Source organism: Microbacterium sp. NPDC057741 (assembly GCF_042798735.1).
Taxonomy (GTDB): Bacteria; Actinomycetota; Actinomycetes; order Actinomycetales; family Microbacteriaceae; genus Microbacterium.
Genome location: NZ_JBHVJW010000003.1, coordinates 462,279 through 476,034, shown reverse-complemented (window position 1 = coordinate 476,034; position 13,756 = coordinate 462,279). Strand labels below are relative to the sequence as shown.

13 protein-coding genes are annotated in these 13,756 nt (G+C 69.5%); 5 read left to right on the top strand and 8 right to left on the bottom strand.

Features of this window, described 5'->3' with window-relative positions; translation table 11 throughout:
- Positions 1–32: 32 nt before the first annotated feature.
- From ACFVDO_RS13180 to ACFVDO_RS13170, 3 genes are read right to left on the bottom strand one after another with little or no spacing between them, the layout of a single operon-like run.
- On the bottom strand, positions 33–1,052 hold the full coding sequence (locus ACFVDO_RS13180; RefSeq protein ID WP_378859331.1) for an ABC transporter permease: 1,020 nt from the start codon (positions 1,050–1,052) through the stop codon (positions 33–35).
- Entirely contained in the window at positions 1,049–2,014 is a 966-nt protein-coding gene (locus ACFVDO_RS13175; protein WP_378859330.1) for an ABC transporter ATP-binding protein, read from the bottom strand. The genes ACFVDO_RS13180 and ACFVDO_RS13175 overlap by 4 nt, the downstream gene beginning before the upstream one ends.
- A gap of 38 nt (positions 2,015–2,052) precedes the next feature.
- Positions 2,053–3,036 carry a glycerophosphodiester phosphodiesterase family protein gene (locus tag ACFVDO_RS13170; RefSeq protein WP_378859329.1) on the bottom strand — a complete coding sequence of 328 codons (984 nt, stop codon included), beginning with the start codon at positions 3,034–3,036 and terminating at the stop codon, positions 2,053–2,055.
- Positions 3,037–3,135: 99 nt separating this feature from the next.
- On the opposite strand from ACFVDO_RS13170, the gene ACFVDO_RS13165 reads away from it, so the two are divergent.
- Together ACFVDO_RS13165 and uraH are read left to right on the top strand one after the other, a co-directional pair.
- Entirely contained in the window at positions 3,136–4,062 is a 927-nt protein-coding gene (locus ACFVDO_RS13165; RefSeq protein WP_378859328.1) for a Bax inhibitor-1/YccA family protein, read from the top strand.
- A 321-nt stretch (positions 4,063–4,383) separates the two neighbouring features.
- Positions 4,384–4,752 carry a hydroxyisourate hydrolase gene (gene uraH / locus ACFVDO_RS13160; RefSeq protein ID WP_378859359.1) on the top strand — a complete coding sequence of 123 codons (369 nt, stop codon included), beginning with the start codon at positions 4,384–4,386 and terminating at the stop codon, positions 4,750–4,752.
- A 51-nt stretch (positions 4,753–4,803) separates the two neighbouring features.
- Here uraH and ACFVDO_RS13155 read toward each other — a convergent pair whose 3' ends face one another.
- On the bottom strand, positions 4,804–5,976 hold the full coding sequence (locus ACFVDO_RS13155) for an RNA polymerase sigma factor (RefSeq protein ID WP_378859358.1): 1,173 nt from the start codon (positions 5,974–5,976) through the stop codon (positions 4,804–4,806).
- Positions 5,977–6,073: 97 nt separating this feature from the next.
- Positions 6,074–6,499, bottom strand: coding sequence for a YciI family protein (locus tag ACFVDO_RS13150; RefSeq protein ID WP_378859327.1), 426 nt, complete (start codon positions 6,497–6,499; stop codon positions 6,074–6,076).
- A 106-nt stretch (positions 6,500–6,605) separates the two neighbouring features.
- Between ACFVDO_RS13150 and ACFVDO_RS13145 the strand changes: the two genes are divergently transcribed.
- The gene (locus ACFVDO_RS13145) at positions 6,606–7,277 is read left to right on the top strand and encodes a DNA alkylation repair protein (RefSeq protein WP_378859326.1); all 672 of its coding nucleotides are present in this window, start codon (positions 6,606–6,608) and stop codon (positions 7,275–7,277) included.
- An 81-nt stretch (positions 7,278–7,358) separates the two neighbouring features.
- On the opposite strand, the gene ACFVDO_RS13140 is transcribed toward ACFVDO_RS13145, so the two are convergent.
- Positions 7,359–8,297, bottom strand: coding sequence for an L-lactate dehydrogenase (locus ACFVDO_RS13140; protein WP_378859325.1), 939 nt, complete (start codon positions 8,295–8,297; stop codon positions 7,359–7,361).
- Positions 8,298–8,409: 112 nt separating this feature from the next.
- On the opposite strand from ACFVDO_RS13140, the gene ACFVDO_RS13135 reads away from it, so the two are divergent.
- Together ACFVDO_RS13135 and ACFVDO_RS13130 are read left to right on the top strand one after the other, a co-directional pair.
- Positions 8,410–10,371: a TPM domain-containing protein gene (locus ACFVDO_RS13135; protein ID WP_378859324.1), complete on the top strand. Its 1,962-nt coding sequence runs from the start codon at positions 8,410–8,412 to the stop codon at positions 10,369–10,371.
- 249 nt (positions 10,372–10,620) lie between these two features.
- Positions 10,621–11,364, top strand: a complete 744-nt coding sequence (locus tag ACFVDO_RS13130) for an HAD-IA family hydrolase (RefSeq protein ID WP_378859323.1) — start codon at positions 10,621–10,623, stop codon at positions 11,362–11,364.
- A gap of 258 nt (positions 11,365–11,622) precedes the next feature.
- Here the strand turns inward: ACFVDO_RS13130 and guaA are convergent, their stop codons facing one another.
- Positions 11,623–13,227, bottom strand: coding sequence for a glutamine-hydrolyzing GMP synthase (gene guaA / locus ACFVDO_RS13125; RefSeq protein ID WP_378857731.1), 1,605 nt, complete (start codon positions 13,225–13,227; stop codon positions 11,623–11,625).
- The gene (locus tag ACFVDO_RS13120; RefSeq protein ID WP_378857732.1) at positions 13,224–13,709 is read right to left on the bottom strand and encodes a DUF3817 domain-containing protein; all 486 of its coding nucleotides are present in this window, start codon (positions 13,707–13,709) and stop codon (positions 13,224–13,226) included. Before ACFVDO_RS13120 ends, guaA begins: the two co-directional genes overlap by 4 nt.
- Positions 13,710–13,756: the final 47 nt, after the last annotated feature.

The window sequence follows — 13,756 nt, the reverse complement described above, 5'->3', positions numbered from 1 at the left end:
CCGACACCGGCTCAGCCGGGCCCCCGCTCGGCTCAGGCGATGCGCGTGCCGGGCGGCAGACGACGCGCCGGTGTGCGCGTGCGCGCCCAGGCACCGGCGAACAGGCCGCCCGCCAACACCACCTGCACGCCGAGGCCGACGAACCAACTGGGCACCGTGCCCGCGATGAGCTCCTCGGGGGTCGGCCCGTTCTCCCAGCCGTTGTCGCAGGGATCCCATCGCATGGGCTCGGGCGTCCGCTGGGCCAGGCGCACGCCGACCTTCAGCTGCCCGAACAGGTCGGTCGGGTAGCCGTCCCTGAAAGTCGTCGGGGTCGCGTCCGCGAGCACCACGAAGGGGTTGGCCGCGAGGGCTCCCCAGACCAGGTCGAAGCGGGGCTGCTCGACGGCCGTCTCGGTCCAGCTGTCGCAGATCGGCTCTCCCGTGCTGTCGTCCCACGGTCGTTCCTGCTGGCTGAACTCGGTGCGGATCGCCGCACCGCCCAGACCGAAGACGATGACGGTGCCGAGCACCAGCGCCGACACCGCCAGATAGGTTGCGGCGATCGAGAACAATGGGCGGGCGATCAGGCCGCTGAGTCCCACCCCCAGGGCCGCGACGACGATGATCTCGGCCAGCAGCACCAGCAGCGAGGACAGCAGCACGCCCACGGACACACCACCGCCGAGCATGCTGATCAGCAGGAACGGCACGGCGATCACGAGGAACACCGCACCGGTCGCGACGGCGGCCAGCAGCTTGCCGAGCATGATGTCGCCCGTGGTGGCGGCCGTGACCTGGATCGGTGCGAGCGTCGCAGCCTCGCGGTCGCCGTTGATCGCGTTGCCGGACAGGGTCGGCGACACCAGCACGACCAGCAGCAGCACGAAGTTGACGACGATCGAGTAGACGCCCGCGTTGGGCTCGCTCTGGAACGAGAAGACCAGGAACGACAGCGCCGTGATGCCGATCAGCAGCAGCACGAAGACGCCGACCAGCACGTACCAGCCCACGCTGCGCAGGCGCTGCGTCAGCTCGAGGCGGGCGATGGTGCGGATGCGCGCGAAGCTCATGAACCCGCTCCTTCCTGCACGGTGCCGGGAGTGCCGGCGGGAGGCGGCGGCGCGACGCCGGGATCGGGATGCCGCAGGGCGAGGAACGACGCCTCGAGGGCGCTCTGCGCGGGGGCGAACTCCAGCACCGGCAGGCCCGCGCCCACCAGCCGTCGCAGACCCTCGACGACGCCCTCGTCGTCTGCGAACGAGACCAGCGCGTCACCCCGGTCGTCGCCGACCTGGTCTGCGGGCAGTCCCAGCGCCACCGCGACGGACGACGTGGCATCCGTCGTCGCGAGGCGCACGCGGTACGCGCGCTGCGAGCGTGTGACACCGGGGTCGACCACCGATCCCGCGACCATGAAGACCGCATCGTCGATGACCTCCTCGAGCTCGGAGAGCACGTGACTGGAGATCAGCACCGTCTTGCCCCGGGCGGCGAGACCGCGCAGCATGATGCGCAGCTGCACACGGGCCTCGGGATCGAGTCCGGATGCCGGTTCGTCGAGCAGCAGCACCTGCGGGTCGTGCACGAGCGCGCGGGCCAGGCCCAGTTTCTGCTTCTGCCCGCGGGAGAGCACGCGCGCCGGCGACTTCGCATGGTCGGCGAGCCCGACGACCCCGAGCAGCTCGTCCGCCCGCGCCGCGGCATCGGCGGGCGACATGTCATGCAGCCGCGCCGTCGTCACGATGCTCTCCCGCGCCGTCAGCGACGGCCAGGCGCCGAGCGCGTCGGGCATCCAGCCCAGCAGCCGTCGCGCCGAGCCCGGATCGGTCACCGGGTCGACGTCGCCGATGCGGATGCTGCCGTCATCGGGCGCCAGCAGCGATGCCAGCATCAGCAGCAGTGTCGTCTTGCCCGCACCGTTCGGCCCGACCAGGCCGGTCACCCTTCCCGGGAGTGCCTGGAACGAGGCATCCGCCACCGCATGGACCTGACCGAACGACCGGCGGACGTGCTCCGCGACGATTCCACTCATGGCCGAACCATAGTGGAACGCCGAGGGTCTCCGCGCGGTCAGCGGAAGAACGCCACCCCGAGGTCGGGATGATCCACGAAGACGCCGTCCACGCCGGTGCGCGCGATCGCATCCCACTCGGCCTCGTACTCGCCGAAGGCCGCTTTGCCCCCGGACCCGCGGTAGGCGACATCCAGGAACTGGTTCTCCGGGCGGCAGGTCCAGGTGAAGACGCGCAGGCCCCTGGCATGCGCGTGATCGACCAGGACGGCGTCCCGGCCCAGCAGCATCCGCTTGTTCACGCTGATGCCGTCGACGGCGCCGACCAGGCGGTCGAGGCCGGCGGGCTCGACCTCGGAGCGATAGGTGGGAGCTGCGCGGCCCAGCGCGGCGACCTGGTCGAACGGCTTTCCGCTCGCCTCGATCAGGTAGATGAACGACGCGGCGATGCCCTGTGCGCGCAGCCGGTGCAGCACGGTCTGCTCGAAGGACTCCACGATCAGCGGCAGTTCGCCATCGGCCCACCCTGCCGCGCGCAGGTCGCGTGCGATCAGCGGCACCAGGTCGAGCCCGATGCTCTCGAAGTACGTGGCGTGCTTGACCTCCAGCACCACGCCGATCTCACGGCCGTGCTCGGCCGAACCGGTCCGCACCAGGTCGAGCAGGTCGGTCAGCCGAAGCATCGGCTGGGTGTCGTCGAAGCCCGCGCTCGACGGCCGCAGCCTCGGCAGCCGCTCACGGGTGCGCAGCGTGCTCAGCTCGGCCCAGGTGAAGTCCTCGGTGAACCAGCCGGTGTGCGCCTCGCCGTCCACCTTCTTCGTGGTGCGGCGGTCCGCGAACTCCGGGTGATCCGCGACATCCGTCGTGCCGGAGATGTCGTTCTCGTGCCGGACCACCAGCACGCCGTCGCGCGTGGCGACGACATCGGGCTCGACGGCGTCGACGCCCATCGCGAGCGCCAGTTCATATGAGGACCGGCTGTGCTCGGGGCGGTAGCCGGGCGCACCGCGGTGCCCGATGACGAGCGGAGATCTCCTGGCCACGCTTTCAGCGTAAAGCACCCCGTTCATAGGGATTCTCCGTAGACTTGTCTGACATCGACCGATCCCCCGGGACCGATCCCCTTTGGAGTGATCCACAGCATGAGCAACTTCGCGTTCAACAACCCGGCGTTCCAGCAGCAGGACCCGCGCAAGGCCGCCACGTATCCTGGCGCGCCGCAGCAGGCCGCGCCGCAGGCGGGCACCTATGCTCCGCCGCCCGCTCCTGTGCCCACCGCCGCCCAGGCCGCCGCGGTCAACGCGAACCTCGAAGGCATGTACGCCGCACCGTCGGCCGGTGCCATCGAGACCGACCGGATGTCCGTCGAGGACACGGTCTGGAAGACGGTCGGCCTGTTCGCCATCCTGCTCGCGACCGCTGTGGTCGGCTGGGTCTGGACGATGTCCAGCATGAACCCGATCACCGGTGACGTCACGCTGATCCCGTGGATGGTCGGCGCTCTCGGCGGCTTCGTCCTCGCGATGGTCGTGACCTTCACCTCGCGCAAGAAGGTGCGCCCGGGCCTGATCTTCGGCTACGCCGCCTTCGAGGGCCTCTTCGTCGGTGCGATCTCGGCGTTCTTCGAGACGCTGTGGCCGGGCATCGTCATCCAGGCATCCCTCGCCACCTTCTCGGTGGTCGGCGTGACCCTCGCTCTGTTCGCGAGCGGCAAGATCCGGGCATCGGCGAAGATGACCAAGATCGTCATGATCGCGATGCTCGGCTACCTGGTCTTCTCGGTGGTCAACCTGATCCTGATGTGGACCAACGTCTCGATGGCAGCCGGCCCGTTCGGCCTGTACAGCCAGAAGATCGCCGGCATCCCGCTCGGCCTGATCATCGGCGTCCTCGTCGTCTTCATGGCGGCCTACTCGCTGGTGATGGACTTCGACCAGATCCAGCAGGGCGTGCGCAACGGCGCACCGCGCAAGTACGGCTGGCTCGGCGGCTTCGGCATCATGGTCACCGTCGTGTGGCTGTACGTCGAGATCCTGCGCATGATCGCGATCCTGCGCGGCAACAACTGATCTGATCTCGAAAGGGCCGCTCTCCTCGGAGAGCGGCCCTTTTCGTATGCCGAGAGCACATGTTGCGTCGTGTTACTGAACCCTTGTTTTGGTATACCAAGTCGCTAAGCTCCTGAGTCACATCCGATCCGCAATGCGGACACATGATTCCATCATGCGAAACGGATGTGGTTCATACAGATCAAAGGAGATGCCTACGTGAAGATCCGACGCACACCTCTCGTCGCCGCACTGCTCGCTGTGCCGGTGGCCCTCGCCCTGTCCGCCTGCGCGACGGGGCCGGTGCCCGCGGCCGCTCCCGTGGAGAAGGCTCCACTGAAGGTGCAGACCGTCGCCGGCACGACCGAGCGCGGCCAGCTGAGCACGCATATCCTCGACACCGGCATCGGCAAGCCGGCATCCGGCGTCGACGTGTCGCTCGAGGCGCGCAACGGCAGGAGCGACACCTGGAAGACGATCGCCGAGGGCATCACCGACAAGGACGGCCGCATCGAGAACCTCGGCGGTAAGACGCTGCCCGAGGGCGCCTACCGGATCACGTTCGAGACCGAGGCCTACTTCACCGCGCAGAAGAAGGAGACCTTCTTCCCCGAGGTGACGATCGACTTCTACATCACCGACAACACGCAGCACTACCACGTGCCACTGCTGCTCAGTCCGTTCGCGTACTCCACGTATCGCGGCAGCTGACCGCCCGCAGGACGACGGCCGCCTTCTGTCGGAGGCGGCCGTCGCGCCTTTTCAGCCGCGCGCCTTGGCCTCCAGCAGCGCACGCTCACGGTCGTTGCCTGCCAGACGTGCGGCGACGGCGAACTCGCTGCGCGCCTCTTCGGCGCGGCCCAGGCGCAGCAGCAGCTCGGCGCGGGTCGCGGGCAGCAGGTGGTAGCCGCGCAGAACACCTTCTTCGGTGAGGCGGTCGAGGATCTTCAGAGCGTTGGCGGGTCCGGTCGCCATGGCCACCGCCGCGGCCCTGTTCAGTTCCACGACCGGCGAGGGCGCGATGCGTCCCAGCGCTTCGTAGAGCAGCACGATGCGCTCCCAGTCGGTCTCGTCGATGGATGCCGCCACGGCATGACACTCCGCGATCGCGGCCTGCAGGGCGTACGGCCCCCGGCCTCGGCCGAGAGCGTCGGTGCGCGCCAGGGCCGCGCGACCGCGCGAGATCGCGCCGCGATCCCAGCGCCGGCGATCCTGGTCTGCGAGCAGGACCGGGTCGCCGTTCGCATCGACCCGTGCGGGGAAGCGCGCAGCGGTGAGCTCCATCAACGCGACGAGCCCGTGAGCCTCGGGCTCGCGGGGCGTGAGAGAGGCCAGAACCCTGCCCAGTCGCAGAGCTTCCCGGGCCAGATCGGGACGCATCCAGTCGTCGCCCGCGCTGGCCGAGTGCCCCTCGTTGAAGATCAGGTAGAGCACGCCGAGGACAGCGCTCAGCCGCTCGGCGAACTCCTCCCGCGGAGGAACCTCGAAGGGCACGTTCGCCGCACCGAGGGTCTTCTTCGCCCGCACGATGCGCTGCTGCACGGTCGCCACCGGCACCAGGAAGGCCCGGGCGATCTCCTCGCTGGACAGACCGCCGACCACCCGCAGCGTCAGGGCGACACGCGCCTCGCGCGAGAGCACGGGGTGGCAGGCGACGAACACCAGCCGCAGCACGTCGTCATCGATGGCGTCCGGGTCCCACGGCTCGCCCTGGTCGATCTGAGCCTGCTGCTCCTGCTCCAGGTCGTGCGCGATCACCGCCATGCGATCGTCGTAGCGCTCCCGCCGCCGCCAGCCGTCGATCGCGCGGCGCTTGGCCACCGCGGTCAGCCAGGCGGCGGGATTGCTCGGGATGCCGGCATCCGGCCACTGCTCGAGAGCCTCGGCCAGGGCGTCCTGCGCGAGGTCCTCGGCGAGCGCGAAGTCGCCTGTCATCCGGGTCAGAGTGGCGACGATCTTCGCCGACTCGATGCGCCAGACGGCGGCGACGGCGCGCTCCGCGGATTCGCGGGAGCGCGCCGTCGCGGCATCCTCAGCTCTGGACACGGCGCTCGTTCTCCTCGCGCCAGCCGGCCTCCTTCTGGATCCACTCGTTGTCCTCGGGGAAGTCCGACAGCTCGGTCACGCGACGCACCTCGAGGTACGAACCAGGGCCGAGCGGTGCGCGCTTGGCCCACTCCGCGGCCTCCTCGCGGGTGGACACCTCGATGATCCAGAAGCCGTTGAACAGCTCCTTGGTCTCGCCGTAGGGGCCGTCGGTGATCAGCGGAGCCTCTGCGGAGAAGTCCACGACGAACCCCTCCTCGGCGTCGGTGAGCCCCTCGCCGCCGATCATCACACCGGCCTTGAGCATGGACTCGTTGTACTTCCCCATCGCCTCGATGACCTCTTCGAAGGGGGTGTTCTGGTATGCCTCGACGCCGGAGTCGTCCGCGCGCATGATGAGCATGTACTTCATGATGATCTCCTCGATCTCGGGGCCGTCTCTCGACCCTCTCATTCAGGACGTCGAACGAGAAGAGCGCCGATCGACATCGGAGCAGAACTTTTTCTAGGATTTCTGGATGGGCATTGTCGTCGAGGCGCGCGACGCGCTGGAGGAGGCCGCTGATCCAGCGCTCGCGCCGGGCCAACAGGCGTACATGAAGTCCGCGATGCCGTTCCTGGGAGTGCGGGTTCCCGAGGTGCGGCGCCTTGTGCGCGGGGTCGCGAGGCACGAGAAGGATGCCTCGACGCTGCGCGACGCCGCTCTCGAGCTGTGGCGGGAGGCGGTGCACCGCGAGGAGCGGTACGCGGCGCAGGCACTGATGGCGATGCCGCCGCTGCGCGGCCGGCTCGACATGCTGGACGTGCACGAGGAGATGGTGCGCACAGGCGCCTGGTGGGACCACGTCGACGAGGTCGCGCACCGGCTCGCCGATCTGCTCGACGCGCACCCCGACGAGATGGGCGTCGAGCTGCGGGTGTGGTCGGGGGACGAGGACTTCTGGATGCGCCGCGTCGCGATCATCTCGCAGCTGGGGCGGCGGGACCGCGTCGATCGCGCACTGCTGACGGACGCGATCGAGCCGAACATCGCCGATCAGGAGTTCTTCATCCGCAAGGCCATCGGATGGGCGCTGCGCGATCTGGGGAGGCACGACCCGGACTGGGTGCGGGCTTTCGTCGCGCAGCATCCTGATCTCTCGCCGTTGTCGCGGCGGGAGGCGCTCAAGCACCTGTCCCCCGACTCCTGAGCGAGCGCATTTCCCCCGGCTCCTGAGCGAGCGCATTTCCTCCGGCTCCTGAGCGAGCGCAGCGAGACGAAGGGCGGCAGTTCAGTCGAGAGCGTCCAGGGACGCACGGATGGCGGCGGCGGATGCCTGAAGCTTGGCTTCCTCGGCCTCCGTCATCGGCATCCCTGCGACGGGGAGCGCACCGGACGCGCTGACAACGGAGGGCAGCGACAGCGCGACACCGTCGATGCCGTGCTCGCCGCTCAGCACGGTCGAGACCGGCAGCACGGCGTGCTCGTCACGCACCACGGCCTCGGCGATGCGGGCGGCGCTGACGCCGATCGCCAGGTTGGTGGCGCCCTTGCCCCGGATGACCGTGTACGCCGCATCCCGCACCTCGACGGCGATCCGGTCGAGCTCCTCCGGCGTGAACCGCTGCTCGCCGGGCCAGTCCAGGATCGGCACCGGGCCGATCGTCGCGTTCGACCAGACCGGGAACTGGCTGTCGCCGTGCTCGCCCACGATGTCGGCGTGCACACTGGCGGTGCTCACCCCCGCGCGCTGCGCGAGGCGCCAGCGCAGCCGCGAGGTGTCCAGCACGGTGCCCGAACCGAAGACGCGGTTCGCGGGCAGTCCGGTGATGCGCTGCGCGACGACGGTCATCACATCGGCGGGATTGGTCACGATGATGAACACGGCATCGGGGGCATGCTCCAGCAGTCCGGGCATCAGGCTCTCGAGGATGCGCACGTTCGTGCCGGCCAGCTCCATGCGGGTCTGCCCCGGCTGCTGCTTCGCGCCGGCCGTCACGATGACGACGTCGCTGCCCTCCACGACGGACAGGTCGGAGCCGCCGCTCACCGATGAGGAGGTGAACTGGGTGCCGTGCGCGAGATCGAGCACCTCGGCATCCACCTTCTCGGTGGCGATGTCGTAGAGCGCGACCTCGGCCGCGCTCCCCCGGATCAGCGCGGCGTACGCGACGCTCACCCCGACTCCGCCCGCACCGATCACCGACAGCTTCGTGCGTCCTCTGCTCATGTCACCATCCTGCCGGACGCGAGGTGCGCGCGTCAGCGTCTAGGGCGCGGAATTCGGGAACCTGCTCGCATGCCATGATGGGCGCGGACCGCGTTTCGGCTGGAGGGGCTTGATGACGAACCCGATACGACGCGCTGTGGCGCTCGGCGCGGTGGCGCTGCTGGGTGGGCTGCTCGCCGGACCGGCGCTCGCGGCGAGTGCGCAGACGCCGCCCGATCTCGAGCCGGGGTACGTCCACGACTACTCCGATGTGCTGACAGATGCCCAGGAGACGGCGCTCGAAGGGCGCCTCGGCGAACTGGCGTCCGCTGACGGGCTCCCCGAGCTCTACGTCGTCCTCGTCCCCGATTTCGAAGACCCGGAGAACGCGCTCGCGTGGGCGGATGCGACCGCGCTGCGCAACAACCTCGCGCCGGATCAGTATCTGCTGGCGATCGCCACCGATGGTCGCAGTCTCGCGATCTCGGCCGAGTACGGCGGCGGCGACGTGGACGCCGGTCCGCTCTCCGAGAGCCGCGTCCTGGGGATCGAGGACGATCTCGGTTCGAAGTACTTGGCCGACGACGATTGGGCAGGGGGCATCGAATTCGTGGCCGATGAGTTCTCGAAGGTGCCGCTGCCCTGGTGGGTGTGGGTGCTCGGTCTGGCCGCGCTCGCGCTGCTCATCTTCGGCTTCACTCGACTGGTCCTCTTCGTGCGTCGTCGCAGGGCGCTGGCGGCCGAGCTGCAGACCTTGGAGGGGCAGAAGAAGACGGCAGCACGCCGCCTGGTGCAGACCGATGAGGCGGTGCGCACCAGCGAGCAGGAGCTCGGCTTCGTGACGGCCGAGTTCGGCGAGGAGACCACAGCGTCGTTCACCGCCCTCCTCAGCACCTGCCGTGCCCGGCTGCAGGAGGGCTTCCAGCTTCTGGAGAAGCTGCAGGACACCGAGGAGGACACCACCGCGGAGACCAGGGAGTGGACGGACACGATCCTGCGGCTCTGCCGAGAGGTCGACGAGAGCCTCGACGGCCGCACGCAGGAGCTCGCCTCGCTGCGGGCGCTGGCCGAAAGCGCACCGGACACTCTGGCTCGGCTGAACGCGGCACGCGCCGACGCAGCCTCGCTGCAGAGCGACGCCGCCGATCGTCTCGCCTCACTCGCTGCCGCCTTCGCTCCGGCCGATCTGATCGGAGTCATCGACAACGCCGATCAGATCGGCGAGCGGCTGCGCGCGGCTGATGCGCAGCTCGAGGCGCTGCAGAAGGCGGTGGATGCCCGTAAGCCGAAGGCCATCACCGATGCGGTGCACGAGACCGAACGACGGCTGGCCGAGGCGAGGGAGCTGCGGAGCGCGATCGAGGCCCAGGCGGAAGCCCTCGCCGCGCGGCCGTCGACGAGTGCCACTCCGGAGATCGACGGCTCTGTCCTCAGCCAGGCGACCGCCGCCGTGCGCGCAGCCGAAGCCTCGGTGCAGGCTCGGCCGGGCGGGGTCAGCGCTTTCACACTGGCTCGTCTGCACTCCGCGCAGCAGCTGCTCGCCGCGGCCGGTTCGGCCACGGTTGCCGCGGATGCCGAGCGCCAGGCCGCATCCGCCCTCGCCGCCGCCGGTCAGGTGCAGGGCCTCGTCGGCGGTGATGCGGCGCCCGAGGGGCGCCGGTTCGCGCGGTCGGCTCCATCCACGCATCCGGCGGACCACGGCGCCGTCATGTATGACGCGGCCGGCGCCGCAGCGGAGTCATCATGGCAGAGCTATGCCGATGATGAGGGCTCCGGCGAGGGCACGGGAGGGAAAGCGGTCGTCGGCGCGCTCAGCGGCGGCGTCGTCGGACTCGTCAGCGGCATGGGCCTCGGCGACGGGAACGCCGGGATCGTGGTGATGTTCGTGCTCGGCGGCGGCGCCTTCGGCGCTCTCCTCGGCGCATTCGGCAGCTCCAGCGGCAGCGGCGGCTCGTCTTCGGGTTGGGGCGGCTCGTCCCGCTCGTCGTGGGGCGGCTCGTCGCGGTCCTCACGCAGCTTCTCCAGCAGCAGATCCTCGAGCCGCTCCTCCGGCGGCAGCCGTTCCTCGGGTCGCTCCGGAGGCCGACACTTCTAGCCGCCCTCCGTTCTCCTGCTGCTCCTCCTGCAGGCGGCGGACGATTCGGCAGTTGGCGGACAAGACGCCGTCATCTGCTCCGCCATGCGCAGATCGATCCGCCACCCGCGGGTACCCGCGCACGCCTCGCTCGCGCTCGCCTGTCGTCTGCGGGTGGCGGATGAGGCGACGAATGGCGGAACCCACGCGGGTGCATCCGCCGCCACCCGTAGATCGTTCCACCGGCTGCGCAGTGCCTAGGCTGGGCTCGTGGCGACGGGCGATCGGCGGGTGGTGTTCTGGGACTTCGACGGCACGCTTGCCGTCCGTGACGGTATGTGGTCCGCGGCTGTCGTCGACGCGCTGAGGTCGGTGGATGCCACGATCACGGTCGATCCGGAACTCGTCCGGCCGCACCTGCGCAGCGGATTCCCCTGGCACGAGCCTGAGGTCATCGCCTCTCCCCCGCTGTCAGCGGAGACCTGGGCCGCACGCCTCGCGCCGGTCTTCGCGCGCGCCCTGCTGGCACAGGAGGTGCCCTCAGAGGTCGCGTCCGCGGCATCCGCCCGCGTGCTCGACGAGTACTACCGAGTCGAGCCGTGGCACGTCATCGACGGCGCCGTCGATGCGCTGGAGCTCGTGCAGGATGCCGGATACGACAACGTCGTCCTGAGCAACCATGGCCCCGGCCTGCCGGGGCTCGTCGCCGCTCTCGGTCTCTCATCTCTGATCACTGTGACGATCACGATTGCGGCGGTCGGCATCGAGAAGCCGAATCCGCTGCTGTTCGCGCACGCCCTGCGCGTGACGGATGCCGGCGACGACACCTGGATGGTCGGGGACAACCCCGTCGCCGATGTGGAGGGCGCCCGCCGCGTCGGCATCCGCGCCCTCCTCGCCGACGGCATCTATCCCGACTCCCGCGGCCTGACGGCTCTCCAGGCCGCCCGCCACATCGTTGGCGCGGCCCCTGACCTGGCAACACCCCGGAGATCAGCGCGGCCCCGGACCTGATCCGCGGCATTCCTCCGAGATCTCGCAGTTCTCCGAGATCCTGCCCGGGCGCACGCTGCGCAGCGGCCGTGAAACTCCCCTGCCCCCACAAACGCCTTCCGCCCCCATACCAATGGCATGAGGGCGGAGGGATCGTCGCCGGAGCGAGCATCGGGGAGGGACCCGCGAAGCGGGAGGGGCACCCGCTCTGCGAGCGAAGGCGACGATCCCGTAGCCCGGAACCCCGGATCAAAGATCAGGGCGCGGAAGCCCCCTACGTCACTCCCACTCGATCGTTGCCGGCGGCTTCGACGTGACGTCGAGGACGACCCGGTTGACCTCGCTCACCTCGTTGGTGATGCGGTTCGAGATCTTGGCGAGCACGTCGTAGGGCAGGCGCGTCCAGTCGGCCGTCATGGCGTCCTCGGACGAGACCGGGCGCAGCACGATCGGGTGACCGTAGGTGCGACCGTCGCCCTGCACGCCCACCGAGCGCACGTCGGCGAGCAGCACGACCGGGCACTGCCAGATGGTCTGGTCGAGACCGGCTGCGCTGAGTTCTTCGCGAGCGATCGCGTCGGCCTCGCGGAGCACGTCGAGACGCTCGCGGGTGACCTCGCCGATGATGCGGATGCCGAGGCCGGGACCGGGGAACGGCTGGCGGCCGACGATCGCCTCGGGGATGCCGAGCTCGCGGCCGATCGCGCGGACCTCGTCCTTGAACAGGGCGCGCAGCGGCTCGATGAGCTCGAAGTCGAGGTCGTCGGGCAGGCCGCCGACGTTGTGGTGCGACTTGATGTTCGCGGTGCCCGCACCACCGCCGGATTCGACGACGTCGGGGTACAGGGTGCCCTGCACGAGGAACTTGACCTTCTCGCCCGAGGCCTTGGCCTCTTCGACGAGATCGCGCTGGACCTGCTCGAAGGTGCGGATGAACTCCCGGCCGATGATCTTGCGCTTGGTCTCCGGGTCGGTCACGCCTGCCAGGTGGCCCAGGAACGTGTCGGCCGCGTCGACCGTGATCAGGCGGACGCCGGTGGATGCCACGTAGTCGCGCTCGACCTGCTCCCGCTCGCCCTTGCGCAGCAGGCCGTGGTCGACGAAGACCGCGGTGAGCTGGTCGCCGATCGCCTTGTGCACGAGAGCGGTGGAGACGGCCGAGTCGACGCCGCCGGACATCGCGGAGATGACACGCGCGTCGCCGACCTGCTCGCGGATGCGCTCGATCTGCTCGGCGATGACGTTGTCACTGTTCCAGTCGGCGGCCAGGCCCGCGCCCTTGTGCAGGAAGTTCTCGATCACGGCCTGACCGTGATCGGAGTGCTTCACCTCGGGGTGCCACTGCACGCCGTAGAGGCGGCGTTCCTCGTTCGCGAAGGCGGCGACCTTGGTGGCGGCCGTGGTGGCCAGCACCTCGAAGCCCTCGGGGGCGCGCGAGACCTGATCGCCGTGGCTCATCCACACGTTCTGCTCCGCGGGCTCGCCACCGAGCAGGGTGCTGCCGTTCTCGGGGATCATCGCGTCGGTCGCGCCGTACTCGCGCAGGCCGGTGTTGGCGACCTCACCGCCGAGGGTGCGCGCCATGTACTGGAAGCCGTAGCAGATGCCGAGGGTCGGCACGCCGAGGTCGAGCACGGCCGCGTCGAGCTGCGGCGCACCCTCCTCGTACACCGACGAAGGGCCACCGGAGAGGATGATCGCGACGGGGTTCTTCGCGGCGATCTCGGCGGCGGTCGCGGTGTGCGGCACGATCTCGCTGTACACGCCGGCCTCGCGGACGCGACGGGCGATGAGCTGTGCGTACTGCGCGCCGAAGTCGACGACGAGCGCCGGCCGCTGCGCGGTGTCCGGGCTGGGTGCGGCGGCGGAGTTCTGTTCGGTCACCGGGTGCCTTCCGTGGTGGTTTCAGGAACGGATGCTGTGGAATCGGACACCTCGCGGGATGCCAGGTATGCCCTGACCTCGCGTGCGACGCGGGTCTCCATGAAGAACGAGAGCAGCGGGATGACGCCGCCGAGGGCGAGCATGATGAGCCGCGGCAGTCGCCAGCGCATCAGGCTCCACATGCGGAAGCATGCGAACAGGTAGACGACGTAGAACCAGCCGTGCGCGACGAGGATGCCGAGCGAGAGGTTGAACCCGTCGCCTGTGGAGATCAGCCCGCCGTCGGGGCCTTCCACGACGGGGGCGAACCACAGTGGTCCGCCGGAACCGCCGGCGAAGAGCTCGAGGTGGATCGGCGTGTACTTCAGCACCATCTCGGTGACCAGCAGCAGCAGCATGACGCCGGTGATGATGGAGGCGACCTGATAGAACTTCAGCGCACCGCGGATCGCCGGGAAACTGGCGACTTTCGGTTCGGGCATGTCTCCATTCTAGGCGAGGCCCGGAAGCACGAAGCAGGGCCGCCGGG